Here is a 26,454-nt window from a genome sequence, read left to right as displayed (position 1 = left end):
GCTTAGCGCCGAGTCCCTTAAACTTGTTTAATGTTGTGAAAGTACTATGAAATTTATTGTTAAGCCCCATCCGGAAATTTTTGTAAAAAGTGAATCGGTGCGTAAGCGCTTCACAAGGATTCTAGAGTGCAACATTCGTAACGTTATCCAGCGTCGCTGTGAAAGCGTTGCGGTATTCAACCGTCGTGATCACATCGAGGTAACTTCTGAGAGCGATAAGTACTACCCAGAAGTACTTGAGATCCTGACTCAAACTCCAGGTATCCACCACTCACTTGAAGTTCAACAGTCTGAATTCAAAGACCTACACGATATCTTCGAGCAGGTACTAGAGCGTAGCCGTGGCGACATCGAAGGTAAGACTTTCTCTGTTCGTGCCAAGCGTCGTGGTAAGCACGAGTTCACGTCTATCGAGCTAGAGCGTTACGTTGGTGGCGGTCTAAATCAAGCGGTAGAATCGGCAAGCGTTAAGCTGAAAGATCCTGAAGTGACGGTAAAAGTTGAGATTGCAAACGACAAGCTTAACCAGATCATCGCTCGTCATAAGGGCCTAGGTGGTTTCCCTCTAGGTACGCAAGAAGACGTATTGAGCCTGATCTCTGGTGGTTTTGACTCTGGTGTTTCAAGCTACCTACATATCAAGCGTGGCTCTAAAGTACATTACTGCTTCTTTAACCTAGGCGGTCCCGCACACGAGATCGGTGTTAAGCAAGTGGCTCACTACCTGTGGAACAAGTTCGGTTCTTCTGCAAAAGTGAAATTCATCTCTATCGACTTCGAACCAGTAGTCGCTGAAATTCTTGAGAACGTTGAAGACGGCCAAATGGGCGTTGTACTTAAGCGTATGTTCATGCGTGCTGGTGGTATGGTTGCAGAGAAGTTCAAGATCGAAGCACTGGTTACAGGTGAAGCACTAGGTCAGGTATCAAGCCAAACGCTGACTAACCTACGTCACATCGATAACGTAACAGACACTTTGATCCTTCGTCCTCTGATCAACTGGGACAAAGAAGACATCATCGACCTTGCTCGTAACATTGGTACTGAAGATTTCGCAAAAGTAATGCCTGAATACTGTGGTGTTATCTCTAAGAAGCCAACAGTAAAAGCGAAGAAAGGTAAGCTAGAAGCGGAAGAAGCGAAGTTTAACTTTGAAGTGCTTGAGCAAGTGATCGAGAACGCTCGCGTGATGGACATTCGTGACATCGAGAAAGAGAGCCAAGAGCAAGCGCCTGAAGTTGAGCAGGTTCAAGCTGTTGCTGAGCACGCAATCGTACTGGACATTCGTAGCCCTGATGAGGAAGACGAAAACCCACTAGAGATCGATGGCGTTGACGTGAAGCACCTGCCTTTCTACAAGCTCGCAACGCAGTTTGGTGATCTTGACCAGAGCAAAGAGTACCTACTGTACTGTGACCGTGGTGTTATGAGCCGTCTGCAAGCGCTTTACTTGCAAGAGCAAGGCTTCTCTAACGTGAAAGTGTACCGCCCTTAGATCACTCTCCACACATCATCTAAAAAGCCGCTATAACAGCGGCTTTTTTATTGGTCGTTGGAAACAGAATGTTCCAAGTAACTGAGCTCTAGGCTTTAGGAAAGTTCTGCGGAAATAGGGCTCTTGCTGCTTCTTCATCGATCGTCGATTTAAAATCGATACCACTCTCAATCTCACGCGCTTGGGCAACCGCTGAGCGTGCATTAATGCTCTCAAACCAACGTTTTAGGTTTGGGTATTCATCAAGCGCGTTGTCATCACCAAGAACAAATGGCGCTTTGTCTATCCAGCCCCAAGCCGCCATATCGACGATAGTGTATTCGTCACCCACCATGTACGTCTTATCAGCCAGATGATTGTCTAGCACTTCATAGTGTCGCTGTGCTTCACGGCGGTAGCGATTCTTTGCGTAAGGAAGATCTTCTGGCGCCGCCTTATGAAAGTGAACCGATTGACCCGAGAAAGGCCCTAACCCTGATGCGATAAACATCAACCAAGAGAGCAACTCACCGCGCGTTTGTGGCTTACCTGCAAATAAGCCGGTTTTCTCTGATAGATAAAGCAGGATTGCATTGGAATCGAAAATGCGTGTGCCGTCATCCTCAATCGCCGGGGTTTTTCCATTTGGGTTAACTAGGCGAAATTCCGGAGTGTGTTGCTCACCTTTGAGTGTATCGACTGGGACAAGCTCGTAGGCTAGACCAGTCTCTGCAAGATAGAGCGCAACTTTCATTGGGTTTGGGGTACGGTGGAAGTAGAACTTAATCATCAGTGAACTCCTAGTTCGTTATTTGTCTGCGGCACATCCGTGCTTGTGCATTGACTATAATTCAACCTGAACGTCCGTTCAAATTTAATTTGTAAGATTAACAAGAAGCCAGTCTGATTAAGAGTGTTTCAATAAGGTGAGCTATTGATAAACTTATTGTTATTAAACGGTAGATAAAAAAACACCGCCATAAAGGCGGTGTAAAGAAATTTGACAGACAGGTCAAAATAAATACAGGAAGTAGATGCCTCGTTTTAGGGGATAACTAAAACAAAACATTTGGTAGAACTCTACCCAACTCGAAAAGTACGAGTTTGCAAACACAACATCGCAGTGACTAAGCCAATTGATTCAGAGAGAATCAAGCCGTTCAGGCTAGTGACTGCGGGAGGAAATATAGAATTTCTCTAGCCGCTAAGCAATGGACAAATTATAATGTTTCAGATAAAAAAAACTAATGTCATTTTAGAGAGTAACTATGTCTCGTCGATTACCCCCATTAAACTCCTTACGAGTGTTTGAAGCTGCGGCTAGACACTTGAGTTTTACGCGTGCTGCAGAAGAGTTGTTTGTTACTCAAGCTGCGGTGAGTCACCAGATAAAATCATTGGAAGAGTTTCTCTCTTTGAAGCTCTTTCGCCGCAGGAATCGCTCTTTACTGCTTACCGAAGAGGGGCAGAGCTATTTCTTAGACATTAAAGACATCTTCACATCGCTTGCTGAGGCGACCGATAAGGTGCTTGAGCGCAGTGAGAAAGGTGCATTGACCATCAGCTTGCCACCAAGCTTTGCGATTCAATGGTTGGTACCTCGTCTGGCGGACTTTAATCAACAAGAGCCTGATATTGACGTTCGTATCAAAGCGGTAGATATGGATGAGGGGTCGCTGACAGACGATGTTGACGTCGCGATTTACTATGGGCGAGGTAATTGGCCGGGCCTTCGAGCTGATAAACTTTATCAAGAATATCTGATCCCACTGTGTGCACCTTCAATTCTATTGGGCAATAAACCATTAGAATCATTAAGTGATTTGGCATGTCATACGCTATTGCATGATACCTCTCGTAAAGATTGGAAACAGTTTGCAAAACAAAATGGCATTGATGGGGTTAACGTTAATCACGGTCCTATCTTTAGTCACTCAACCATGGTGTTGCAAGCAGCCGCTCACGGCCAAGGTATCGCATTAGGCAACAACGTATTAGCGCAACCTGAAATTGAAGCTGGGCGCCTAATCGCGCCGTTTGATGAAGTGTTAATTAGCAAGAATGCTTTCTATGTTGTGTGTCATGACAAACAGGCAGACATGGGACGTATTGCGACATTCCGTGATTGGATGTTGGCGAAAGCACAGAGTGAACAAGAGGAACTGCTCGATGAATAATTGTCTTATCGATGGTGAAGAGCATAGCCAGTACACTTTTGTGTTTGCTCATGGTGCAGGTGCAGGTATGGAGCATGAATTCATGCAGTCAGTCGCTAAGGGGCTGACGTTTAAAGGTATTCGCGTAATTCGATTCAATTTCCCTTACATGATCAAACGTGCTGAAGATGGTAAACGTCGACCGCCAGATCGCGCGCCTAAGCTTTTAGAGGCGTACCAAGAGGTGATTGAGCAAGTCGATGCCCAGAAACTGGTTATCGGCGGTAAATCGATGGGCGGGCGTATGGCCAGCCACTTGTCTGAGCATGAGAAAGTGGCTGGCGTCGCTTGCTTGGGCTTTCCTTTCCATCCGCCGGGTAAACCGGATAAGTATAAAGGTGAGCACTTAGCTGAGCTGAGTAAAGCGTGCCTTATCTTACAGGGGGAACGCGATACCTTTGGTAAGCGTGAAGAGTTTCCTGCGTTTAATCTCTCTGACTCAGTTTCTGTTGAGTTTATTCCGGATGGTGACCATAGCTTCAAGCCACGTAAGAGCTCAGGGCATACTGAAAAGCAAAACATTGCACTAGCGGTCGAGAAACTGGCTAAGTTCATTAAAGGAGCCATCGATGAAAAATAAGGGACTGCTTATCTTTGCTGGCGCATCAGGTGCGATTGCGGTGATGCTTGGGGCATTTGCAGCACACGGGCTTAAATCTCAGCTAGCCCCTTATCTATTGGGTGTGTTCGAAACCGGTGTCTTGTATCAGTTCATTCATACCTTCGCGATTGTGGCGTGTGCTATCTTGCTGCGATTGAAACTTGGTGCTAAATCACAAAAATATTTTTTCATTGCGGCAATTTGCTTTATCATCGGCATCCTTTGTTTTAGTGGCAGCCTCTATGCGCTGGCGCTGACAGGAATTAAATGGTTTGGTCCAATAACGCCTTTAGGTGGACTACTATTTATCATTGGTTGGGGAGTCTTCTCCTTCGCTGCTTTGAATATAAAAGAGGTAACTCAGTGAAACACGTACTACTTTATTGTCGCTCTGGTTTTGAAAAAGAATGTGCTGGCGAAATTCAAGACAAAGCAACACAGCTGGAAGTGTTTGGTTTTCCTCGCTTAAAAAACAATACTGGCTTTGTATTGTTTGAGTGTTATCAAGATGGCGAAGCGGATCGTTTGATCAAAGAAATTGATTTCCAGTCGCTGATCTTTGCTCGTCAAATGCTAGCAGTAGCCGTTGAAATCAAAGATCTGCCAAAAGATGATCGTATCTCTCCAATCCTTGATGAGCTGGCAGACAAAGAAGGTTTCCCACGCTGTGGCGACATTCGTATCGAAACGCCTGATACTAACGAAGCGAAGGAGCTACTGAAGTTCTGTCGTAAGTTTACCGTGCCGATGCGTCAAGCAATGCGTGGCAAAGGCTTGATGACCGCGAAAGATAATCCGAAGAAGCCAGTACTTCATCTGTGTTTCATCGCTCCGGGTCACTGCTTTGTTGGTTACTCTTACCCGAACAACAATTCTCAGTTCTTCATGGGTATCCCACGCCTTAAGTTCCCTGCAGACGCGCCAAGCCGTTCAACGCTGAAACTTGAAGAAGCATTCCACGTATTCATTCCACGTGATGAGTGGGATGAGCGCCTTGCGCCGGGTATGTGGGGTGTCGACCTAGGTGCGTGTCCGGGCGGTTGGACTTACCAACTGGTGAAGCGCTCTATGTTCGTTCACTGTGTCGATAACGGCATGATGGCTGATAGCCTGATGGAAACAGGTCAAATCAAGCACCATATGGTGGATGGCTTTAAGTTCGAACCAGACCGTAAGAACGTTACTTGGATCATCTGTGACATGGTTGAGAAGCCTGCTCGTGTTGCACACCTCATGGGTGAGTGGATCATCAAAGGTTGGGCGAAAGAGGCACTGTTCAACCTCAAGCTTCCGATGAAAGGTCGCTATGATGAGGTTCTACAAGACATCGAGAACCTGAAGCAGTTCCTGATCGAAAACAAAGTGAAGTTTAAGATGCAGGCGAAGCACTTATACCATGACCGTGAAGAGATCACGGTACACATTCAGTCGCTGTCAAACATCTCTCCACACTAAGCGAAACGATGACGTTAAACGCTCCTATTTAGGAGCGTTTTTTGTTTATCGACCATCAATTTAGGACAATCGACTCAGTTACGGATGACGATAATCTGTGCCTACTCTGGTGTTGGCCACATCTCCCATAGCATTGCCTCCATTGAGTTTTCAATGTCGTCACTGGTATTGGCGAAGAAGTCTAAATTGGTGCGCTCCTCTACGTCATCAATGGTCGTGACAAAGTTGACAAGTTCACTACCGGATACATCTCGGTGAGGCACGATAAACGCGATGGCATCGTTGTAATATGGGTCCAAGATAACTTTGTAAAATGCACTTGGGATGACAACACCATCTCCAATAGAGGCTTCATTGCCTTCATATATAGGCCCCGTCACGACATACAATTCTTGGTACTCGTTCGCGAGATCTCTTACGTGCTCCTCTAATAATCGCCAACCGACACGGTTAAAGCCAGGAAGTTGTGGAGACATGTTGCTTAACAGGAAGCTCTCTTGCATTGATTGTTGGCTGAAATCCATCGCTGCGGACGGCGCAAGATGTCCACGATCGTACCCTGATTTGGAATAGTCACTTAATGTGGATTGTGCATACTCAGGTAACTCAGCATCAGCCTTGAACTTGTTACTGCGCTTGAATTGCGCATTCACGCTTTCTTTAGTGACATGATACGCCACCCAATCAGCATTCTTGGTTTGATAGTTGTAGCCGACTGCATATCCAGTTCGGCAAAGCACTTGATCGCTGTTGTTAGAGGGCATGCCTTTAACAAGGTGTTCTCCACATGTTTCCGATGCGGAACTAAAAGGGGCGACATGCAGCAAGAGGGTAGTGAGTGAAATTAGTAGTATTTTTTTCATTGTGTTTCTCCTTATTGGAGCAATGAAAATAAATACTTATATTAACAAGACTGTGATGGCGGTTAAAAGTTAATCAGCACTTGGTAAGGTATTGATTAACTTTATTAAAAGCTTGTGAATGTAAAGGAGAACACAACAGGATTGATTAACATGCAATGAAGTTAATCAGGACTGTTATTGAAGCGGATATCTTGAAGGTTGAACCCTAATTCGATGTCGGTTTTCAACGCGGAAACCTGCTTACATACACGTGCAGACTCAATATGTTCATCGAACTTCTTACGATACTTTTTCGGCAGGTCTTCAGCTTGGTAGGCCGCTTCAATATCAGGGTAGCTGGTTAAGATCTCTTTGGCAGCCTTGGGCCCAACCCCTGGAATTCCCGGTACTTGACTAGAACTTACACCGGTTAAGCCCCAGTAATCTGCAAGCTGGCTCGGTTTAACCCCGAACTCAGCTTCGATAAAAGGCGTGTCTAACCAACGGTGTTGGAAATAATCGCGAATTTGTAGAGTAGGAGAGAGCAGCTGACAGTAGCCTTTATCGGTTGAGATAATGGTTACCGTTTGACCGCGGTCTGCTACTTTCTTGGCAAGCGTTGCGACCAAATCATCCGCTTCATCCCCATCGGATAACAGAGAGTCGATACCTAGATCCCACCAAGCTTGTTGAATGGCATCCAATCCTGCCATTAATGGCTCAGGCATTGGTTTACGGTTCTCTTTGTAGCTCGGTAGAATCTCTGCGCGCCAGCCACGATCTTGTAGGTGGTGATCAAACACAGCAATGATATGACTTGGTTTCGACTCTTTGATGATGTTATTTAGCGTTCGCGTAGTTGTGGTGATGGTTCTTGCTATATCGCTTGGATCCGGCTGTGCAGAGTGAACGCGACGGATGAGGTTAAGGGCATCGATAATAACAAGATGGATAGACATAAGTTTCCAATAACTAAGCAATAAATAAAGGGGCGGATAAACTCGCCCCTTATAGTAACGTATCGCTTAAGCAGTTGAAATGCTCTGTGCAGAATGGTCAGTCGTTGTTTTGTGCAATCTTATAACACGGTACGTAATCGGTGCCGCCCGGCAACTTCATACGATGCTGCTCTACAAAGTCATTGAGCAGTCTATCCATTTTCGCCATTAGCGCTTTATCGCCATCAATGATGAATGGGCCGTGTTTTTCAATCTCTAGAATGCCTTCTGCTTTGACGTTACCCGCCACAATACCTGAGAAGGCTTTACGTAGATTTGCCGCTAAGTTTTCTGCCTTCTGATCCATGTGTAGATCGAGCGCCGCCATAGACTCATGAGTTGGGTCAAATGGCAGTTGGAACTCAGGCTCAATATGCAGTGACCAGTTATAGCTGTACGCATCTCCGGTCTCTTTACGGTGTGAACGTACTGCTGGCATCGCTTGTTTCATGATTTTCGCCGCTTTAGCAGGATCATCAATCACGATCTCATAGTGTTTCTGAGCTTCTTCACCCAGTGTCTCACCGATAAAGCGATCAATAGAGCGGAAATACTCTTCACTCTCTTTCGAACCCGTTAGCACAATCGGCATTGGCTGATCCGCATTGTTAGGGTGCATCATGATACCTAGGATATAGAGCAGCTCTTCTGCTGTACCCGGACCACCAGGGAAGATGATGATGCCATGTGCCATACGCACAAAGGCTTCGAGACGCTTCTCTATATCTGGCATGATCACCAACTCATTCACTATTGGGTTTGGCGGCTCAGCAGCAATGATCGATGGCTCGGTTAAGCCAAGGTAACGGTGCTCAGTGTAACGCTGTTTGGCATGACCAATGGCCGCGCCTTTCATTGGGCCTTCCATCGCACCGGGACCACAACCAGTACAGATATTGAGTTCACGCAGGCCAAGCTCGTTGCCCACTTCGCGCGTGTACTGGTATTCGTTGGCATTGATGGAGTGACCGCCCCAGCAAACAACTAAGTTAGGTTCAATGCCCGGCGTTAATGCGCCTGCGTTTCTTAAGATACCAAAGACCAAGTTGGTGATATGGGTGGCATTGGTCAGGTTGAGCCTTTGGTTATCGGCAAGGTGCATGTTGACGTAGACAATGTCACGTAACACTGAGAATAGATGTTCTTGAATACCCTTTATGATCTCGCCATCAACAAAGGCATGCTCAGGCGGATTGTGCAGCTCGAGCTTAATGCCGCGCTCGCGCCTTACCACCTCAACATCGAAAGAGAGGTATTTATCCAGCAGCTCTTTCGAGTTGTCGGTGTGGCTGCCAGAGTTAAGTACCGCTAGGGTACAGTTACGATACAGTTGGTATAGATCACTGGATGCGGTTTTCTTAAGGCGCTCAACTTCAAGTTGAGAGAGTAAATCCATGCTACCGGCAGGACTGATATGAGTGATCATAGTGCCTCCTTGTTGAATAAGAGTTGGGGAGACAAGATGCAACGTCACCCTCAAACTCGGGAGTAGTGAAGCAAGGTATACAAAGCCAGAGGGCGTTTGATGATAATCACGTTATTCTATGCCTTGCTAAATGGTCTTGGCACAGGCTTGATCGCCAGAAAGGCTTGTTAAGCAAATGTTAACCATTAGCTTAGCAAACATTTTCCTATTTGGTATGTGATAAGTATTTGAAAAAGAGAAATAATTTCTCAGAGAGAGGCAGTTATTGCCAAACGAGCTGGTTAGTACCGCGCTGTTTTGCCTTAGTTAGGATTCGATTTAGGCGCTCAAGCACCTCTTCAGGAGTATCTGATTGGCTGAATTGAGTACTTGCCGCACATAGAGTGATGGTGATCTGCTGATCACGGAACTTAAACGGCAGTCGGCTCACTTGTGTCTGAATGCTCTGAATCACTTGATGGCAGTATTCGTCGTTCTGCTCCGGTAGCAGTAGAATAAATTCTTCACCCGAGAAACGCGCTACGGTGTCAGTCTTAGACAGCTCTTTGGTTATGGTGCGAGCGATGATCTTCAGGGCTTTATCACCCGCGGTGTAACCGAAACTATCGTTGATGGCTTTAAAGTGATCGATATCAAGCAAAACCACACGCAGCGAGTGCTGAGCACGAATCCAACGACGATACTCTAACTCGAGACGGTCGGTAAATGCGGTGCGGTTGTAGACCTTAGTCAGTGGGTCAAGCAACATACGCTGCGCCTGGTCTTCAAGGCGACGACGATAGTCTTGAGTCACTTCGTACAGGGAGTCAAGTTGGGTTTTGCCGTAGCTCATTCGATCGATCAGAGCCTGCTCTTTTTGCTCGGCGTGACTTAGTCTTTCAGAAAGTGATGCGATCTCATTCAACAGTGGGGTTATAGACTGTTTAAGTACTTGAATATCTGTAGCTTGTTCGACAGATTGCTGGCTCTTGCCTACTAGATTGCCGAGCTCATTGTTAAGGCTCTGGCGGTGTTCAAAGTAGGTTTGGCTTTGGTCACTGTTTTGGTCGGCTGTTTTAATGCTTGCTGAGAGAGACGCGTTCAGTTGTTCAATGAACTGTTCTGACTTTTTACGCTCTAGATTAGTCCCTTCAATCACTAGTTTTAACACTTGTAGTGTCAGTTCAAACAGGTTTTCAGTCGTAACACCTAGGAGCAGCTTGGCACGGATATCAATTAACAAGTCACCGGATTCACCCTCAAAATCGAGTTCAGTGATTAGGTGTTGCAGTTCCGTTGATAGGTCAGCGAGTAACGCTTTTTCTGGGGAGCTATCTGCATCGGAAAAGTGAGAACGGGAATTAGTCGCCATGATTTTCACTGCGCGCTCGTAGATGCTGAGCAGTTTCATTGCATGGTCGATTTTCTGACTGCCATTGCCTTCAGAAAAACTCAGTAGATTACGCAGGTCGCGTTTAATCTGAGCCGGTAGGCCCGTCACGCGCTGCAGAGTTTCACCACTGTGCTTGATGCTTTGGTCTAAATATCCGTTCTGTTTTTCCATAGCCACCGTTTTTTGTTTTAGCATGCGCTCCAAAACAGCCAACTTCGGAATCATTGAGCTGACATCTTTCTGTTTTTGCAGCGCTTCCCTAAGGGCGATTAAATTTTCATCAAGGTGGTCATTGGTGCCGACACAAGCATCGCTTAACGATGTGACAATACGTTTAAGGACCTTTTGTTCACGTATGAACTTGAACGAGGTGTCTCTCTGATTCAGACGCGCCTGATCTAACTGAGTTTTCAGTTGATGCAGCTGAGCCTGTATGTCTTGTTCGAGAATGCCCATAGGTCAATAAATTAGTGCCACGTAGATCGATTACGATCGCTTTGATGAAATGCCAATCTATCGATAATAACAAAACTAAAAATAAGGTCACTGTTTCGAACGATTAACCGCTCGCAAATCACTCATCTTTTAGCATTTTTTTGATATTGTCCTCATTCTGATAAGAGGATTGTATTTTTATTAACCCTTGATTAATAGCGATTTTACACGCTTCTCTTATGTTACCAGTTGCAAGGCTCGCTGCTGGCGCATTGTCGATAGCCTTCAAATAGACCCATTGGCTGCTGCGCTCTTTGAGGCTCACTTCACGCGCAATGTTGGTCGACATCAGCAGCACATCGAGTAGCTCTTGGTCATTGATAGCGGTATAGGCGCGCGGTAAGAATGGGTAATCAGCAATACCAACGCGAATGGTACGATTCATATTACGCTCTGGCTCAAAGTCAGAGATCCAAGATTGAATCTTGCGGAACATCGCCTCTGGAGATGCATCACGGTCTGAATTTGGCTCGATGTATAACAAATTCGCATCAGAGAAGTGATAAATACGTGACGGCCCATCAAGCTTGGTTTTCAGATATTCGCCAAACGCATCTTCGAGCTCAAGACCTGCTTTATAACCATTTTGTGTGTACATGTTGCGCAGGAATGGCAGGTCAATCATCACAAAACGCAGGCGGTCATTTAGCGGCTCATGAATGAGTTCACCAAGCTGCCACTGCTCGAAAGTCTGGCTGGTCTGTTCAAGTGAATTAGACAGCTTGGCATTGAGCATTCTTAGGTTTGGCAGTTTAGAACGCGAGTGAGTAAAGAGGTCAGTACTCAGGCGATCATTTTCTCTGACTTGGCTCTGAATGATGTAGCCACGGCGTAGCACAAAGAAAAATAAGATGATGCTGAATAGGAATAGCGCAAAAGAGATCTTCTGAAATTTACGATGCTCCTCTTTGTACAGCTCTAGCTCTTCAGCTTGTCCGGCATAGTGCAGAGTACGCTCAGCAAACTCTTTCTGCTGGCGGAATGCATCTTCACTGATTCGGTTGAGGTTCTGCTGCTCAAGTGAGATCAGAGAGGTGTATTGTTTGAGGTTCTCGAGCGCCTTTTGAGGCTGTTGTGCCTGTTCATAACCCAATGAAAGTAGGTGGTATGAGCGCTGTGACAGACGCATATTCTCAACTTGTCGTGAGATATCCAGTGCACGCTGAGCGTATTTGATCACTTGGTCGCTGTCTTGAAGGTGGTAAGCAAGCCCTGCTGAAAGTAAAGCAGCACGACCTTCGAGTTTAAGGTTGTCTGTGTACTCAAGCAGTTCAAGCGCTCGCGACAGGTATTGTTCTGCTAATGGGTAGTTGTACAGGCGTAAGTAAGTCGCCGATAGACTCAGACGAATATCAATGACTTGGTTAATATCGCGGTCGGTGCTCTCATGATCCAAAACGTTGAAGAAGTGGACTAGAGCGAGGTTGTACTTACCTTGGAAGTAGTACACATCACCCATCTTTTTCAATACTTGAGCCAGAATCGGTGAGTTTTCGAAGTTGTCATAAAAGTCGGCTGCCTGCGAAAGGTGTTCAACCGCTTTATCCAACACCTGTCTTTCAAAAAAGAGCTGTGCTAATAAGCGGTTTACCTTCGCCAAACGTGCACTCAGGTTTCCTTCAACCGATTTCCAATAACCGTAAAGTAGCTCAGACAGCGCGTGGTTGTACTCTTTGTGTGTCAGATAAAACTCACCCACCGCAATGTGGTAGTCGATGGTCACTTTCTCTGAGTAGCGTTGGTCTAGAAAGGCTTTAGCACGTTGATATAGGCTTTCAGCTTCATCAATCTGGTTCTCGTATGAAGCGATTTCAGCTTTAAGCATAATTAAGCGGTAGGTAATGCCTTCGGTCAAACGCAGGGTTTGGCTGATCGATTGGAGACTTGCTTCAATGCTAGTCAGTACTTCTTTGGCTTCCGCTGATTTACGGTTATTGAGCCACAACAAGCGCGTCTTTAAGATCTCAAGGTCAAGCTCCAAGTACTGAAGCTTGTAGGTCTTTGCTAGTTCGCTTGCGGTTTCGATATGTTGAATCGCGGTGCGTGTATGCCCTAAGTTGAACTCTGCCTTAGCAAGGATTTTGTAGGCATCAATACTGCTATTCGGGGTACGAATGGAAGAGTCCGTCTCTTCGCGAGAAATGGCGGATGGGCTTTTCTCGCTTTGATCCGAAAGGACACGAAGCGTTAGATAACTGTTGGCCATCTGTTTGGCTCGGCTTGGTTCTATCTCAACCAAGTTATTGGCTTCGTTAAGTAGAGCCGATGAGTATACCGAGGCGCTAACAGAAGCACTTAAGCTAACAAGCAGCAGGCCAATAAAAGTTAACCAACGCATTTTATTTTCCTTTAAGTCGAACTGTAGATATAAAGACGAAATACAGAGTTAGAGGCGAAATCTTCCAATGATTTACTGACGAGCCATACGCATGTTGTGAGCAGGTTTATCCTGTTCTGTTGAGCGGTATGGGTTGATGTCTAAGCCGCCACGACGAGTATAACGAGCAAACACTGTCAGCTTGGTTGGTGCACAGTACTTCATGATGTCAGTGAAGATGCGCTCCACACACTGCTCGTGGAACTCGTTGTGCTCGCGGAAAGAGACAAGATAACGCAGCAGGGCTTCACGGTTGATTTTTGAACCTGTGTAGGCAATCTCAACACTGCCCCAGTCTGGCTGATTGGTGATCAGACAGTTAGATTTTAAAAGGTGGCTATGAAGAGTCTCTTCAACGTGCTCTTGCTCTGCCGCACCTTCCAAGATTGATGCTTCGAAGTCGTAGCTGGTGATCTCAATATCTTGATCATCAATGCAATCGCCTTGCATAGTAACAATCGGTTGATTGGTGTAATCAGTCACCTTGTTTACGTTAACCAGTACTGTTTCACCTGCACACGCTGACAAGTCTTGAGTCAGGCGCTCAGTTACCGCTTCCCAATCAGAGAAACGAGTTTGGTTGTAGCTATTTAGGTACAGCTTGAAAGATTTTGATTCAATGAGATTCGGACTTGTCGCTGGAATGAAAACTTCACCCACAGCCACCTGAGGTAGACCTTTGTCATTCAGCCATGATAGCTCATACATAGTCCAGATATCGTGACCAATGAATGGCAGTTCGTCGCCTAAAGCGAGGTCATCACGGTTCAAGCTACGTGGAACAGGCTGCAGTAGGCTAGCATCGTATTGGTTAGCGTACTCAGTTTTTTGACCTAGGGTTAAACCCGCTAGCTCTTTAGCGTCAGAATATTTGCTCATACTTTCGTTTCAAATTCGATTAGAATGGGGGCGATTTTACTGAATCCCCATTACTGTGTCATTAGGTCATCGCTTAATCGACGTGGAAAGGTGCCCGATTCTAATTATTATTTTCGCTTTAGGAGATTTTCATGACTCAACGTGCCCAAGACGCACTACTTTCATTCAGTCAGCAGTATGTCGATGCTTGGCAGCAGCAACATCAATCTTTACCTCGTAGTGAAGAGCTAGCAGATCTGGTTTCTCCATGCGTTGAAGAAAAGTTGTCGGGTGCTGTGTTATGGAAAAACTATCCTCGCGAGCAACATGCAGATTTTACCAACGTTGAAAATGGTATTGAATTATCACTGCATGAAGATATTAAGACATTCTACGGCGCGCAATACAGTGCAGACATGGATGCGACCTTTGATGGCAACCCTTTGACACTACTACAAGTTTGGAGCGATGAAGACTTTGTTCGTCTTCAAGAAAACATTCTTGGGCACCTAGTGACTCAGCGCCGTCTAAAGCTTAAGCCTACGGTATTTATTGCCGCAACAGATGCCGATATGGACGTGATCTCTATCTGTAACCTAACAGGTAATGTCATTCTTGAGCGCCTTGGTACCAGCAACCGTGATGTACTGACAGAGACGCTGGCTGAATTTTTAGAGAAATTGGAACCGGCTGTTTAAGATGTACGTTGTAGAACTTCAATTCGAGTGTTTTGATAACACCACTATTAGCGCGGTCGATAAGGCAATCAATGGTCTGATGGATGCGCTGCGTTATAACGGGCAGGTATTAGGCCGTGAGTTCCCGGTTGTGATGGGCGAGGGTGAGTTCTTTGTTCGTGTTGTTTGCCCTGAACAAGATAGCCTACACCCAAGAAACCACTCAGATTTTGTGAAAGTTTGCTTTAACCGATTATCCGAAGCAAGCTTGCTAGCGCCGAAAATGCGCATGCTTGGCCGCGACCTAAACTCCGAAGAAGCAGCTGAAGAAGAACAGCCAAGCTGGCAAGTGCTTTACACCACTTATGTTCATACCTGCTCGCCACTGCGTAGCGGTGAAACCTTGTTGCCAATCCCACTTTATCGCAATCCGCCGACTTCCAACGGTGACCATAAAGCGGTAGTGAAGTGGCAAACTGAGTGGCAGGCGTGTGACGAAATTCAGATGGCTGGTGGCTGTCGTGCTGAGCACGCGGCGCTGCATGAAATTTGCGATGCTGACAGTGTGCTGTTCAAGCGCGGTTGGGATCTACGAGGTCGTTTAGAGTACTTGTCAAAAGTGCCGACATACTACTATCAGTACCGAGTCGGCGGTAAGAGTCTTGCGGATGAGCAAGCTAGAAAGTGCCCCAAGTGTGGTGGTGAGTGGTTGTTAGATGAACCGCTTCACGATATTTTCCATTTCAAATGTGATGACTGTCGTATCGTTTCCAATATGTCATGGGATCATATCAAATAGCTCTTTAAGTTGAGATGTGTGTAAGTAATCACTATCAACTTAGTCTTTATTTTAAAAGCCCTTACACTATGGTGTGAGGGCTTTTTCTTTGCCCTGTTTTCTCTTTTTATATTAATGTCTTAGTTGCATATCTCTGTTTTTATTTCCCACCCCTTCAATTCTTAAATCGACAAAAAATATTCATTCCAATAATCCAATCTGCATCAACTTTAGCCTTCATCAATAGTTATCTGGATCACAATAATCTATCTAATAACTTCCTTTTTATAATCTTGCCAATATAAATGGGATCGATCCCATGGGAATGTTCCCATTTATAAAATGATAAGTTCAATCATTGATACGAAAGGAATGGATTATGAAACTGTTACCAATTGCCGCTGCCCTTACTTCTGTTTTAGTTACTCCCACTTTACTGGCTGAGACGGCACCATTGGAATTTAATGGCTACATGCGTGGCGGTGTCGGAATGAGTGACAACGGCGGCTCAAATAGCAAATGGGAAGTGAATAAAGTAGGTCGTTTAGGCAACGAAAATGACCTATATGGCGAGTTTGGTTTTAAGAAAGAGCTGTTCAATGATGAAGAATCGACTTTCCTGATTGATTCGATGTTGGCTTACTGGGAAGGCCAAGATGAGAACGCGAAAGATCGCAATGTGGAAGTGGTACAGCTGAACATCCAAGCGACGGGTCTGTTCGACGACAAAGACATTACTATGTGGGCGGGTGAGCGTTACTACCAACGTCATGACGTGCACATCATCGATAACTACTACTGGGATGTGAGCGGTATTGGTGGTGGTGTTGAGCACATTAACTTAGGCCCAGGTAAACTCTCTCTGGCCCTAATTCAAGACACGGTGACGGGCGACGTTGATGATGGGAAAGAGACAACAGCAATGATTGCCGATGTTCGCTACGCGGGTATCCCACTATGGAAAAATGCAGACTTAGAGCTAGGTGTTGACTTTAACTTTGGCAAAGAGAAGAAAGACCAATCGCTTGATGCTGATGATAGTGTGATGCTAACAGCAAGCTTGAACCAGAACTTACCGAGTGGATTTAACAAAACCATCTTACAAGTTGCAAACTCTGGTTATGCCGAGCAGATGACTACCTTCGGTACAGGCAGTAACTTGGTGCGTGACGAGAACAACAACAACGCTGAAGGTTTCCGTTTGATCAACTGGGGTGTGGTTTCTATTGGCGAAAACATCGAATTTGGTCACACGGTTCGCTATGCCTACGCGACGGATGTAGGTGCTAACAATACCAAAGATGAGTCTTTCAGTGCGGTTATTCGACCACTGTACAAGTGGGATGAGAAAATGCGTACTGTGCTAGAGCTGGGTGGCTTCGTTGAGAAAATTAATAACCAAGATGGTGCCGGCGGTAAATTTACAGTGGCACAGGCTTGGGTTCCTAAAACGGGTTTCTGGGCGCGTCCTGAGTTCCGTATCTTCGCAACCTACATCCATGATGCAGAGAATGACGATGCATTCGGCACTGGCGAGAACAGCGAAGTGAGTCTTGGTATGCAGGTAGAAGCTTGGTGGTAATCCACACTATATAGCTGCTCGTAAAATATCGGGTAAAGAAAAGGGCTGACATAATGTCAGCCCTTCATTATTGAAGTGAGTGAAAAGCGTGGATTACCAGCCTTTTACTACGCCACCTTGGAAGATGTCAGACGCTGCGTTGTACACTTCTTCAGTTTGGTAAGCTTTCACGAAGTTTTGTACGTTTTCTGCGTTTAGGTTCTCTTCACGTGAAACGATTAGGTTTACGTATGGAGACTCTTTGTCTTCAACGAAAACGCCATCTTTTTGTGGAGTTAGGTTGATAGAGCTTGCGTAAGTTGTGTTGATGATAGATAGCGCTACGTCATCCAGTGAACGTGGAAGTTGTGCTGCGTCTAGTTCAACGATAGTTAGGTTCTTTGGGTTACCTACGATGTCACGAACAGTTGCTAGAAGGCCAACACCATCACGTAGTTCTAGTAGACCTTGTTGCTCAAGGAGCAGTAGAGAACGACCTAGGTTTGTTGGATCGTTTGGTACTGCGATACGTGCACCGTCTTCAATTTGGTCAACAGAAGTTACTTGCTTAGAGTAACCCGCGATTGGGTAAACAAATGTGTTGCCCGCAATAGTTAGCTTGTAGCCACGGTCAGCAACTTGCTGATCTAGGTATGGCTTGTGCTGGAATGCGTTGATGTCGATTGAACCATCATCCAGTGCTGCGTTTGGTGTTACGTAGTCAGTGAAAGTCACTAGCTCAACGTCTAGACCGAACTTCTCTTTTGCAACTTTAGCTGCTACTTCTGCTACTTGAGCTTCTGCACCTGCCATAACGCCGACTTTAACTTTTGATGTGTCGATCTCTTTCTCGCCACAACCAGATAGCACTAGTGCTGATGCCGCTGCTGCGATAGCAAGTAAACTTTTTAGGCTGAATTTCATAATAATCTCCTTTTAATACATCTTTTTATCTGTGATCAACACGGCGAACAATCGAGTCACCAATGGATTGAATGATTTGAACTAGAACAATCAGCATCACAACCGTGACAGCCATAATCGTTACATCATAGCGGTGGAAACCATAGCGAATCGCTACGTCACCAAGACCACCACCGCCCACGGTACCTGCCATTGCAGAGTAGCTCACTAGGGTCACTAGTGTGATGGTTACTGAATTGATAATAGTGGGTAACGCCTCTGGTAGCAGAACTTTTGTGATGATCTGCGTTGGCGTAGCGCCCATAGATTGTGCTGCTTCAACAAGCCCAGTTGGGACTTCCAGTAGCGCACCTTCAATAAGACGAGCCACAAATGGGATTGCGCCAATAGTTAGAGGAACAATCGCTGCTGTTGTACCGATAAAGGTACCAATCAGTAGCTTAGTGAGTGGGATGATAGCGACCATCAATACTAGGAAAGGGACAGAACGGCCCACGTTCACTATCGCGCCAAGAATTTTGTTTAGCTTGGTGTTTTCTAGCAAGCCACCTTTTTTAGTGGTGTGCAGAATAACGCCCAGTGGAATACCCACAGCAAAGCCCACGATGCCAGCAACGGCTACCATGTATAGCGTTTCCCAAGTTGCGCCAAGTAGTAGGTTTCCGTTTAGGCTCAACCAATCTGTGATCTCATTAAAGGACATAGCCAAGTACCTCTACTTTTACATTGTGTTCACGTAGGAATTCGATTGCTGCGTTGTCGTCTGCTTCTGTGCCGAAAAGTTCTGCGACCATCATGCCGAACTTCACGCCACCGGCGTAATCGAGGTCAGAGCTTAAGATGCTAACGTCGATGTTGAACTTACGAGCGATTTGAGTCATCAGCGGTGCATCAACGGTTGCACCAGTAAACTCAAGACGAACCAGAGGGTAGCTACCTTCAACGCGTGTTGTTTGCAGTCTCGCTTCGTAATCTTCTGGAATAGAAAGATCGAGCGTTGAGCGAATAAATTGATGCGCCAGCTCTGTTTTAGGGTGTGCAAAGATGTCGCCAACGGTGCCTTTTTCTACCAATTCGCCACCGCCGATGATCGCAACTTCATGACAAATGCTCTTTACGACGTCCATCTCATGCGTAATCAATAGCATTGTGATGTTTAGCTTGCGGTTGATCTCTTTAAGTAGCTCAAGGATAGATTGAGTTGTTGCTGGGTCTAGTGCGCTGGTCGCTTCATCACACAGTAGCACTTTAGGGTCAGACGCCAATGCACGAGCAATAGCAACACGCTGCTTTTGACCACCACTTAGGTTTGATGGGTAGCTGTCGCGCTTGTCTGCAAGGCCAACAAGTTCAAGCAGTTGGCTCACTTTCTCTTCTATGATTGCCTTGTCTGTACCGGCAAGTTCTAGTGGTAGTGCAACATTATTGAACACGGTACGAGAAGAAAGCAGGTTAAAGTGTTGGAAAATCATACCGATATTGCGTCGTGCTTCACTTAGCTCTGATTTGCTTAGCTTTGTGAGGTCCACGCCATCAACAATCACTTCACCTGAGGTTGGTGCTTCTAGCATGTTTACGCAGCGGATCAGTGTACTTTTACCTGCACCTGATGAGCCGATAACGCCAAAGATCTGACCTTGAGGGATGTGAAGGTTAATGTCTATTAAGGCATTGATTTCTTTAGTGCCTTGATAGAAAACCTTGTTGACTTGATTCACTTTAATCATAAATAAACCTGTAACGGTGAACAGAATAATATGTTGATAGTTCGTTCGATTTACAGACGATGCTATGGCGTAACGTGATCTAAGTCAATAGATATTTTTACGTCTAGACGTCTAAACGTAAAAATATCTATATCGAGCTCTGTAATTAGCAGGTGATGAAGCTACTAAAGCGTGCAATAATTAGTGATTAATAGAGAGTTGATTGAGAACCAAATTTTGTCAAAACCGGCTGTATTTTTAGATCGTGATGGCGTAATTAACGTAGACCACGGTTACGTGCATGATGAGCATGATTTCGAGTATATCGACGGCGTCTTTGAAGCGGCAAAAGCCTTCAAGGACATGGGATATCTTTTAGTATTGGTGACAAATCAATCAGGTATTGCTCGCGGTATGTTTAGCGAAGACCGCTTTCTATCGTTAACTCAATGGATGGACTGGAACTTTGTAGACAATGGCGTAGAGCTGGATGGCATTTACTACTGTCCACATCATGCTGAGCACGGTATTGGCGAATATAAGCAAGACTGCGATTGTCGTAAGCCAAAGCCTGGAATGTTCATTTCTGCGCGCGATTTCTTGAAGATCGACATGGCGAAGTCAGTGATGATTGGCGACAAAGCGGAAGATATGATGGCAGCAGAGGCTGCGGGCGTTGGCACTAAAGTGCTCGTTAGAACAGGTAAACCAGTAACTGAAAAAGGTGAAGCCTTAGCAAGCGTGGTCCTAGATAGCATTGCAGACGTGCCAGCTTACTTGAAGCGTTAATTCAACAACAGTAATTGGGTTGTTGTAATCGAAAAGGGGGGGTTATGAAGAGACAATTTACAGTTGGTGCTATGGTATTGGCAACACTTGTGGGGTGTTCTCAGTCAGCGGTGGTTGAGCAAGGTCTCTCCAACGATGAATACATCACTTATCAATGTGAATCTGAGCGGACTTTTGATATTGCGTATGGTGATCAGAAAGCGTTATTGCGCCTCCCTGATAATCAGTATCGGCTTAAACAAGTGGTTTCGGCTTCTGGTACTAAATACATTCTTGATGATGGTACCGCAGAGCTGATGAATGGTATTACCCTGTTTACCAAAGGCGAGCACGCCAGGCTTGAGCTAGGGCGAGTTATTTACCGTAACTGCCGTATTCAATAATTTACTACTCCATGACGACAAGCGGCTTTAAAAGCAGTCACTTGTCGTTTTTTATCTAAACAACTATGTAAGACTCCATGCAAAAAAAACTCACTATACTCGATATCGCAAAGCTTTCAGGTGTTGGCAAATCAACGGTTTCTCGTGTTCTCACTAATGATCCCAAAGTAAAGCCAGAAACGCGTGAAAGAGTAGAGAGAGTGATTCAGGAGTCGGGTTATACTCCCTCTAAATCTGCACAATCGATGCGTGGCGGCAGCCAAAAAGTGGTTGGCGTGATCATCTCTCGTCTAGATTCCCCTTCAGAGAATAAAGCCGTAAGTACTATGCTCGAGGAGCTGTATCGAGCTGGCTACGATGTGGTGATCATGGAGAGTTTGTTCGATCGCGAGAAAGCCAATGAGCACCTTCAGGTTCTTAAGCAGCGTAATGTCGATGGCATTATTGTGTTTGGCTTTACCGATTGTGACATCGAGGCCATCGAATCGTGGGAACATCGCGCGGTTGTTATTGCATTAGATACCGAGAATGTCACCTCGATTAACTACGATAACCAGCAGGTGATTGGCACTGCTCTCGCGCATTTGAAAGAGCAGGGTTTATCAGACATTGGCTTTATCGGTGTTGACCCTAGTGATAAATCGACCGGTGAACTGCGTCTGAATGCCTACCTAAACTGGTGTGGTGAAAATAACATTGAGCCGAATTACCAGACTGGTGCTCTACACCATGAGAGTGCTTACCAATTGGTTGATCAAGTGCTTACTTCTACGACCCAAGCGATTGCTTGTGCAAGTGATACATTGGCACTTGGCGTGATCAAGCGTCTGCAAGAGTTGCAACGTGAAGATGTGGTGGTCACCGGGGTCGGTGGCAACGATCTACTTTCATTTTTATTCCCACGTGTATTTAGTATTGATCCGGGTTATCAATCGGCGGGTGCTTTAGCTGCTAAATTATTGATATCTCAATTAGTTGGCCAAACACCTATCTCTCATCACACCCAAAAACCCATCGTTTAGCCCCTTATTTCTAGGGTGAACTAGGTCTATTTACTAAACTGAAGAGTGTGATCTTATTCAATTAATGGGATTGTTCCCATTTCAATTTTATAATCATGCAGGCATTATACTTACCAATCTGTGGGAATGTTCCCATTAATAACAAATTCATTTGAATTTGAGTGTAGAACGAAGAGAACCAGGGTGGGGTAGTATGAGTAAGATAGCGAAGCAAGACATTACGCTGCTTATTGAGTTAGTGGGTGGTAGTGACAATATCGCAAGCGTTAGCCACTGTTTAACTCGCTTACGTTTTGTGTTGAACGACACAGACAAAGCAGACAAAGTTGAGTTGGAAAAACTGAGCTTAGTAAAAGGGTGTTTTACCAACGCAGGTCAATTCCAAGTTGTGGTTGGTACTGAGGTCGATGAGGTCTACAAGCTACTCATTGAGCAGACCGGCAAACAGGAATCGTCGAAAGATGAGGCGAAGTTGGCAGCTCGTCAAAACATGAATGTGCTAGAGCGCGGTATTTCACACCTTGCCGAAATCTTTGTACCGCTGCTTCCTGCCATTATCACTGGTGGCCTTATCCTGGGCTTTCGTAATGTCATCGGCGACATTCGTATGTTCGATGGTAAGACTCTGGTTGAGCTTAGCCAGTTTTGGGCTACGGTTCACTCCTTCCTATGGCTGATTGGCGAAGCGATCTTCTTCTTCCTACCTGTTGGCGTATGTTGGTCTACAGTGAAGAAACTGGGCGGTACACCGATTTTAGGTATCACGCTTGGTGTCACCTTGGTTTCACCACAGTTAATGAACGCCTACATGATAGGTAAAGCCGCACCAGAGGTGTGGGACTTCGGCCTGTTTGTCATTGAAAAAGTCGGTTATCAAGCACAAGTGATTCCGGCCATGCTCGCAGGTGTCGCGCTGGCCTTCATTGAGACCAACCTCAAACGTATTGTTCCGGCTTACCTATATCTAGTGGTTGTGCCATTCGTATCTATCATTCTGTCAGTGATTCTGGCTCACGCGTTCATCGGCCCATTTGGTCGTGTACTAGGTGACGGCGTTGCTTTCGCAGCTAAGGCAGCAATGACGGGCGACTTTGCGATTCTAGGTTCAACAATCTTTGGTTTCCTATACGCACCACTGGTAATTACCGGTATTCACCACACAACCAACGCAGTAGACCTACAACTGATGCAAGAGCTTGGCGGTACACCAATCTGGCCATTAATTGCTCTTTCAAATGTGGCTCAAGCATCTGCGGTTGTCGGCATCATTATTTTGAGCAAGCGCGAAGGCGAGCGTGACATTTCAGTCCCAGCTGCAATCTCAGCTTACTTGGGTGTTACAGAGCCTGCGATGTACGGCATCAACTTGAAATACAAGTTCCCAATGCTGAGTGCAATGCTAGGTAGTGCTGCAGCAGCTGCAATTTGTGGTGGCGCTGGAGTGATGGCGAATGGTATCGGTGTAGGCGGCTTGCCGGGCATCCTTTCGATTCAGCCTCAATACTGGACGGTTTATCTGTTGGCACTGGCAGTTGCGATTGCAGTTCCAATCGTCCTGACACTGTTTTTCTACAAGCGAGCGCAGGCTAAGGGTGAGTTAACAGCAGTAAGTGCTTAATTTTATTGGGAGCAACAGTTGTTTGAGTCACTGTTGCTCCATTTTTCTTTTTGTAAGTGAGTAGAGATGACCAATCAGAATAGCGATGCGATGTGGTGGAAGACCGCAACCATCTATCAAATTTATCCGAAGAGTTTTTGCGATAGCGGCGCCAAAGGAACTGGCGACATTCAAGGGGTGATATCAAAGTTAGATTACCTAAAAACGCTGGGTGTAGACGCCATTTGGTTAACGCCAGTATACCAATCACCGATGGTCGATAATGGTTACGATATTTCTGATTACTACGCGATAAACCCAGAGTTCGGCACTATGGCGGACTTTGACCAATTGTTGGCAGAGGCTCACCAACGCGGTATTCGCATTATCATGGATATTGTTGTTAACCACACGTCCACTCACCATGCTTGGTTCCAATCGGCTTTGGGCGATAAAGAGAGCCCATATCGTGATTACTATATCTGGAAAGATCCAGTTAATGGCAAGGCACCAACTAACTGGCAGTCGAAGTTTGGTGGTAATGCTTGGGAGCTAGATGAAGCTACGGGCCAATACTACTTGCACCTATTTGCGAAAGAGCAAGCCGACCTAAACTGGGAAAACCCTAAGGTTCGTGGTGAAGTCAAAGAGATCATCAGTTACTGGGCGGAGAAAGGCGTGGATGGTTTCCGTTTAGACGTCATCAATCTGATTTCTAAGCAGCAAGATTTCCCCAACGATGAGATTGGTGACGGTCGTCGTTTCTACACGGATGGCCCACGAGTTCACGAATACTTGCAAGAAATCAGCGACGCGGTTTTCCAAAAGTACGGCAGCGTAACGGTTGGTGAGATGTCATCGACAACCCTTGAGCACTGTCAGCAATACTCAAGCCTAGATAATAAAGAGTTATCAATGGTGTTCAATTTCCACCATTTGAAGGTGGATTACCCGAATGGCGAAAAGTGGACCAAAGCGCCGTTTGATTTCTTACAGCTGAAGTCGATCTTTAACCATTGGCAGAGTGGACTCAACGGTAAAGGTTGGGGCGCACTTTTCTGGTGTAACCACGACCAACCTCGTGTGGTAAGCCGTTTGGGTGACGATCAGAACTACCGAGTTGAATCTGCGAAGATGTTGGCGGCGTCAGTACATATGATGCAAGGCACGCCATACATCTATCAAGGCGAAGAGATTGGCATGACTAACCCGGGCTACCAAGATATTACTCAGTACCGTGATGTCGAAAGCACCAATATCTACCAGCTGATGGTGAACGAGCAAGGCGTTTCACACCAAGATATGATGGCAATTCTGGCGCAGAAATCTCGTGATAACTCTCGTACCCCAATGCAATGGGATACTTCGGATTATGCTGGTTTTTCAAAGGCTCAGCCTTGGCTTGAAGTCGCAAGCAATTACCGTGAAGTGAATGCCAAAGAGGCAGTTGAAGATTCCGACTCAGTGTTCTATTTCTACAAAAAATTGATTGAGTTACGCAAAGAAGTGCCTGTTATTACCGATGGTGATTATCAAGACTTGCTGCCAGAGCACTCAAGCATTTTTGCGTATGTTCGCCAGACTGAAACCCAAACTCTGTTATGTATCAACAACTATTACGGTGAAGAGACTGAGTGTGTGCTTCCTGAGCGCTTTGCGATGAATCGCGCTAAGACTCTACTGTCTAACTATACGGATACTCAAAACTCAGCGGCATCTCATCACCAAGTACTGCGTCCATATGAGACGCGCATTCTGTTGATCGATAACGAAGCGTAATATTGAGCCATAGGCTTGCCCTAAATAGGCCCCCACCTAGATAGGGTAGGGGCTCGATGTCCAAGAAAGGCTTTGCGGTGCTCCTCAAAGCCTTTCTTTTTTATATCTTTAACCGTTTGTTTATGAGGCTTGGTTAATTGCCGTCAAGGTCGCTTTCTCTTCAGTAATCACCGCACCTTCTGCATTGAGAAGTTCGATTTGCGTTAGAAGGCCAATGCTTGGGTTAAACCAACGCTCAGTTGTGCTAGAGAAGTGCATTGAGTCATCCACGCTGTCGCAATTTAAGTAGTATTCGTTGGTTTCGGTCAGGTTGGCTGCTTCGATGGATTTTCCAGAAACGGTGAAGCTCTTTCTTACACCCGTTTCATTGATTTGTTGTTGCCACACCACACTGCAAGAGTCATTAGCAGGCAGGTTCTTTACCCATTGGTGATCGTCAAAGTCAGTCAGCATATTAATCACAGCTTCACCATCTAGGGTTGCTTGGATGGATACCGTCTCTTCACTAATATCAATGATAGGGTTGCTCTCTTTTACATCTGCACCAGTTAGTCGGAACAGAGGGCTGCTGCGCATAATGGTTGTGATGTACTGGCTATCGATAAAGTAGGTATCAGTGATTTCATGAAGGGCGCTGTCGGTGCCTGCAAAGTAAAACGTATAGTCCGCTGTCATTATATCATCATCAATGATGGTTTCAGATAGGTAGAACTGAGTGACGCCATAGTTACGAAGGTCGTGAACAACTTTTAGTAATGCTTCGCTATCAGGGGTTTCTTGTAAGTGTTTGATGAGTTCGTCTGGGCTCAATGGCATGTAGAGCATAGACATATTGCCTTCTGGTTGACCATCAGCCTCTAACTCATAGTTCATCGTTGTACTGTGCTTAGGCGCAAACTGCGCGTTTTTGATTGGAAAGTCTGCTTGGTTGTCTGGACCTTTTTGGTTTCCAGTTGATGAGCCTGAAGAAGAGCCACCGCCGCCACAGCCATATAGAGCAACCAATGAAACGGTAAGTAGAGTCAGAGTTTTATTCATGTTGAGTATTCCTAAAGTGAACTGGCAAGGCTTGCCGAAACTGCTCGGAATACTAGGTTTTTGGTTGTTTAGAGGGCAAAAAACGA

The 26,454-nt window shown here is 45.7% G+C and carries 24 protein-coding genes; 13 read left to right on the top strand and 11 right to left on the bottom strand.

All coding sequences use genetic code 11. From position 1 onward, the window contains the following. Positions 1 to 46 precede the first annotated feature (46 nt). Entirely contained in the window at positions 47 to 1,495 is a 1,449-nt protein-coding gene (gene thiI / locus KI743_RS09645) for a tRNA uracil 4-sulfurtransferase ThiI (RefSeq protein ID WP_032551649.1), read from the top strand. An 88-nt stretch (positions 1,496 to 1,583) separates the two neighbouring features. Here thiI and KI743_RS09640 read toward each other — a convergent pair whose 3' ends face one another. Beyond that, entirely contained in the window at positions 1,584 to 2,264 is a 681-nt protein-coding gene (locus tag KI743_RS09640; protein ID WP_285466163.1) for a glutathione S-transferase family protein, read from the bottom strand. A 478-nt stretch (positions 2,265 to 2,742) separates the two neighbouring features. On the opposite strand from KI743_RS09640, the gene KI743_RS09635 reads away from it, so the two are divergent. From KI743_RS09635 to rlmM, 4 genes are read left to right on the top strand one after another with little or no spacing between them, the layout of a single operon-like run. Further along, positions 2,743 to 3,651, top strand: coding sequence for a transcriptional regulator GcvA (locus tag KI743_RS09635; RefSeq protein WP_032551652.1), 909 nt, complete (start codon positions 2,743 to 2,745; stop codon positions 3,649 to 3,651). Next, positions 3,644 to 4,270, top strand: coding sequence for an alpha/beta fold hydrolase (locus KI743_RS09630; protein ID WP_285466160.1), 627 nt, complete (start codon positions 3,644 to 3,646; stop codon positions 4,268 to 4,270). Before KI743_RS09635 ends, KI743_RS09630 begins: the two co-directional genes overlap by 8 nt. Then, on the top strand, positions 4,260 to 4,658 hold the full coding sequence (locus KI743_RS09625; protein ID WP_285466159.1) for a DUF423 domain-containing protein: 399 nt from the start codon (positions 4,260 to 4,262) through the stop codon (positions 4,656 to 4,658). The genes KI743_RS09630 and KI743_RS09625 overlap by 11 nt, the downstream gene beginning before the upstream one ends. Continuing rightward, entirely contained in the window at positions 4,655 to 5,746 is a 1,092-nt protein-coding gene (rlmM, locus tag KI743_RS09620) for a 23S rRNA (cytidine(2498)-2'-O)-methyltransferase RlmM (protein ID WP_150869153.1), read from the top strand. Before KI743_RS09625 ends, rlmM begins: the two co-directional genes overlap by 4 nt. A 101-nt stretch (positions 5,747 to 5,847) precedes the next feature. Here rlmM and KI743_RS09615 read toward each other — a convergent pair whose 3' ends face one another. From KI743_RS09615 to queF, 6 genes are all read right to left on the bottom strand, one after another. Continuing rightward, the gene (locus KI743_RS09615) at positions 5,848 to 6,609 is read right to left on the bottom strand and encodes a DNA/RNA non-specific endonuclease (RefSeq protein WP_285466158.1); all 762 of its coding nucleotides are present in this window, start codon (positions 6,607 to 6,609) and stop codon (positions 5,848 to 5,850) included. A 161-nt stretch (positions 6,610 to 6,770) separates the two neighbouring features. After that, positions 6,771 to 7,547, bottom strand: a complete 777-nt coding sequence (xni, locus tag KI743_RS09610) for a flap endonuclease Xni (RefSeq protein ID WP_150869152.1) — start codon at positions 7,545 to 7,547, stop codon at positions 6,771 to 6,773. A gap of 97 nt (positions 7,548 to 7,644) precedes the next feature. Beyond that, positions 7,645 to 9,012 (bottom strand): nucleotide 5'-monophosphate nucleosidase PpnN, encoded by a 1,368-nt coding sequence (gene ppnN, locus KI743_RS09605; RefSeq protein WP_285466157.1) that lies wholly within the window; start codon positions 9,010 to 9,012, stop codon positions 7,645 to 7,647. Between the two features lie 262 nt (positions 9,013 to 9,274). Beyond that, complete coding sequence (locus tag KI743_RS09600; protein ID WP_285466155.1) at positions 9,275 to 10,840, bottom strand: GGDEF domain-containing protein; 1,566 nt, start codon at positions 10,838 to 10,840, stop codon at positions 9,275 to 9,277. A 118-nt stretch (positions 10,841 to 10,958) separates the two neighbouring features. After that, the gene (locus tag KI743_RS09595; protein WP_152469178.1) at positions 10,959 to 13,217 is read right to left on the bottom strand and encodes a lipopolysaccharide assembly protein LapB; all 2,259 of its coding nucleotides are present in this window, start codon (positions 13,215 to 13,217) and stop codon (positions 10,959 to 10,961) included. Between the two features lie 72 nt (positions 13,218 to 13,289). Further along, positions 13,290 to 14,135 carry an NADPH-dependent 7-cyano-7-deazaguanine reductase QueF gene (gene queF / locus KI743_RS09590; protein ID WP_150869150.1) on the bottom strand — a complete coding sequence of 282 codons (846 nt, stop codon included), beginning with the start codon at positions 14,133 to 14,135 and terminating at the stop codon, positions 13,290 to 13,292. Positions 14,136 to 14,266: 131 nt separating this feature from the next. On the opposite strand from queF, the gene syd reads away from it, so the two are divergent. From syd to lamB, 3 genes are all read left to right on the top strand, one after another. Next, positions 14,267 to 14,812: a SecY-interacting protein gene (gene syd / locus KI743_RS09585; protein ID WP_032551662.1), complete on the top strand. Its 546-nt coding sequence runs from the start codon at positions 14,267 to 14,269 to the stop codon at positions 14,810 to 14,812. Position 14,813: 1 nt separating this feature from the next. Continuing rightward, complete coding sequence (locus KI743_RS09580; RefSeq protein WP_150869149.1) at positions 14,814 to 15,590, top strand: Zn-ribbon-containing protein; 777 nt, start codon at positions 14,814 to 14,816, stop codon at positions 15,588 to 15,590. Between the two features lie 358 nt (positions 15,591 to 15,948). Continuing rightward, a complete protein-coding gene (lamB, locus tag KI743_RS09575; RefSeq protein WP_285466150.1) occupies positions 15,949 to 17,151 on the top strand; it encodes a maltoporin LamB in 1,203 nt (400 codons plus the stop codon). Positions 17,152 to 17,244: 93 nt separating this feature from the next. Here lamB and metQ read toward each other — a convergent pair whose 3' ends face one another. The 3 genes from metQ to metN are packed head-to-tail and all read right to left on the bottom strand — an operon-like array spanning position 17,245 to position 19,781. Continuing rightward, positions 17,245 to 18,054 (bottom strand): methionine ABC transporter substrate-binding lipoprotein MetQ, encoded by an 810-nt coding sequence (gene metQ, locus KI743_RS09570; RefSeq protein ID WP_150893676.1) that lies wholly within the window; start codon positions 18,052 to 18,054, stop codon positions 17,245 to 17,247. 25 nt (positions 18,055 to 18,079) lie between these two features. Next, positions 18,080 to 18,757, bottom strand: coding sequence for a methionine ABC transporter permease (locus KI743_RS09565; protein WP_032551667.1), 678 nt, complete (start codon positions 18,755 to 18,757; stop codon positions 18,080 to 18,082). Continuing rightward, positions 18,747 to 19,781, bottom strand: a complete 1,035-nt coding sequence (gene metN / locus KI743_RS09560) for a methionine ABC transporter ATP-binding protein MetN (protein WP_150869146.1) — start codon at positions 19,779 to 19,781, stop codon at positions 18,747 to 18,749. The genes KI743_RS09565 and metN overlap by 11 nt, the downstream gene beginning before the upstream one ends. 216 nt (positions 19,782 to 19,997) lie before the next feature. Between metN and gmhB the strand changes: the two genes are divergently transcribed. The 5 genes from gmhB (at position 19,998) to treC (ending at position 25,330) form a co-directional block, all read left to right on the top strand. Continuing rightward, positions 19,998 to 20,549 carry a D-glycero-beta-D-manno-heptose 1,7-bisphosphate 7-phosphatase gene (gene gmhB, locus KI743_RS09555; protein ID WP_032551763.1) on the top strand — a complete coding sequence of 184 codons (552 nt, stop codon included), beginning with the start codon at positions 19,998 to 20,000 and terminating at the stop codon, positions 20,547 to 20,549. 44 nt (positions 20,550 to 20,593) lie between these two features. Further along, complete coding sequence (locus KI743_RS09550; RefSeq protein ID WP_285466146.1) at positions 20,594 to 20,932, top strand: MliC family protein; 339 nt, start codon at positions 20,594 to 20,596, stop codon at positions 20,930 to 20,932. Between the two features lie 77 nt (positions 20,933 to 21,009). Then, complete coding sequence (treR, locus tag KI743_RS09545) at positions 21,010 to 21,954, top strand: trehalose operon repressor TreR (protein ID WP_285466144.1); 945 nt, start codon at positions 21,010 to 21,012, stop codon at positions 21,952 to 21,954. Between the two features lie 193 nt (positions 21,955 to 22,147). Next, positions 22,148 to 23,572 carry a PTS trehalose transporter subunit IIBC gene (gene treB / locus KI743_RS09540; protein ID WP_285466142.1) on the top strand — a complete coding sequence of 475 codons (1,425 nt, stop codon included), beginning with the start codon at positions 22,148 to 22,150 and terminating at the stop codon, positions 23,570 to 23,572. Positions 23,573 to 23,638: 66 nt separating this feature from the next. Then, a complete protein-coding gene (gene treC, locus KI743_RS09535) occupies positions 23,639 to 25,330 on the top strand; it encodes an alpha,alpha-phosphotrehalase (RefSeq protein ID WP_285466141.1) in 1,692 nt (563 codons plus the stop codon). Between the two features lie 120 nt (positions 25,331 to 25,450). Here treC and KI743_RS09530 read toward each other — a convergent pair whose 3' ends face one another. Beyond that, positions 25,451 to 26,368 carry a hypothetical protein gene (locus tag KI743_RS09530; protein ID WP_285466139.1) on the bottom strand — a complete coding sequence of 306 codons (918 nt, stop codon included), beginning with the start codon at positions 26,366 to 26,368 and terminating at the stop codon, positions 25,451 to 25,453. Between the last annotated feature and the right edge of the window lie 86 nt (positions 26,369 to 26,454).

It is taken from the genome of Vibrio sp. D420a (assembly GCF_030248625.1).
Classification (GTDB): domain Bacteria; phylum Pseudomonadota; class Gammaproteobacteria; order Enterobacterales; family Vibrionaceae; genus Vibrio; species Vibrio fortis_A.
This window is presented reverse-complemented; position numbering and strand designations above follow the sequence as displayed.

Bases quoted from the DNA above. Each gene is read 5' to 3' on its own strand.
- metQ (WP_150893676.1), bottom strand. From the start codon at position 18,054: ATGAAATTCAGCCTAAAAAGTTTACTTGCTATCGCAGCAGCGGCATCA.
- KI743_RS09625 (WP_285466159.1), top strand. From the start codon at position 4,260: ATGAAAAATAAGGGACTGCTTATCTTTGCTGGCGCATCAGGTGCGATT.
- treB (WP_285466142.1), top strand. From the start codon at position 22,148: ATGAGTAAGATAGCGAAGCAAGACATTACGCTGCTTATTGAGTTAGTG.
- xni (WP_150869152.1), bottom strand. From the start codon at position 7,547: ATGTCTATCCATCTTGTTATTATCGATGCCCTTAACCTCATCCGTCGC.
- treC (WP_285466141.1), top strand. From the start codon at position 23,639: ATGACCAATCAGAATAGCGATGCGATGTGGTGGAAGACCGCAACCATC.
- ppnN (WP_285466157.1), bottom strand. From the start codon at position 9,012: ATGATCACTCATATCAGTCCTGCCGGTAGCATGGATTTACTCTCTCAA.
- metN (WP_150869146.1), bottom strand. From the start codon at position 19,781: ATGATTAAAGTGAATCAAGTCAACAAGGTTTTCTATCAAGGCACTAAA.
- KI743_RS09565 (WP_032551667.1), bottom strand. From the start codon at position 18,757: ATGTCCTTTAATGAGATCACAGATTGGTTGAGCCTAAACGGAAACCTA.
- thiI (WP_032551649.1), top strand. From the start codon at position 47: ATGAAATTTATTGTTAAGCCCCATCCGGAAATTTTTGTAAAAAGTGAA.
- KI743_RS09530 (WP_285466139.1), bottom strand. From the start codon at position 26,368: ATGAATAAAACTCTGACTCTACTTACCGTTTCATTGGTTGCTCTATAT.
- lamB (WP_285466150.1), top strand. From the start codon at position 15,949: ATGAAACTGTTACCAATTGCCGCTGCCCTTACTTCTGTTTTAGTTACT.
- KI743_RS09615 (WP_285466158.1), bottom strand. From the start codon at position 6,609: ATGAAAAAAATACTACTAATTTCACTCACTACCCTCTTGCTGCATGTC.
- KI743_RS09580 (WP_150869149.1), top strand. From the start codon at position 14,814: ATGTACGTTGTAGAACTTCAATTCGAGTGTTTTGATAACACCACTATT.
- KI743_RS09635 (WP_032551652.1), top strand. From the start codon at position 2,743: ATGTCTCGTCGATTACCCCCATTAAACTCCTTACGAGTGTTTGAAGCT.
- KI743_RS09595 (WP_152469178.1), bottom strand. From the start codon at position 13,217: ATGCGTTGGTTAACTTTTATTGGCCTGCTGCTTGTTAGCTTAAGTGCT.
- syd (WP_032551662.1), top strand. From the start codon at position 14,267: ATGACTCAACGTGCCCAAGACGCACTACTTTCATTCAGTCAGCAGTAT.
- KI743_RS09630 (WP_285466160.1), top strand. From the start codon at position 3,644: ATGAATAATTGTCTTATCGATGGTGAAGAGCATAGCCAGTACACTTTT.
- KI743_RS09640 (WP_285466163.1), bottom strand. From the start codon at position 2,264: ATGATTAAGTTCTACTTCCACCGTACCCCAAACCCAATGAAAGTTGCG.
- KI743_RS09600 (WP_285466155.1), bottom strand. From the start codon at position 10,840: ATGGGCATTCTCGAACAAGACATACAGGCTCAGCTGCATCAACTGAAA.
- treR (WP_285466144.1), top strand. From the start codon at position 21,010: ATGCAAAAAAAACTCACTATACTCGATATCGCAAAGCTTTCAGGTGTT.
- KI743_RS09550 (WP_285466146.1), top strand. From the start codon at position 20,594: ATGAAGAGACAATTTACAGTTGGTGCTATGGTATTGGCAACACTTGTG.
- queF (WP_150869150.1), bottom strand. From the start codon at position 14,135: ATGAGCAAATATTCTGACGCTAAAGAGCTAGCGGGTTTAACCCTAGGT.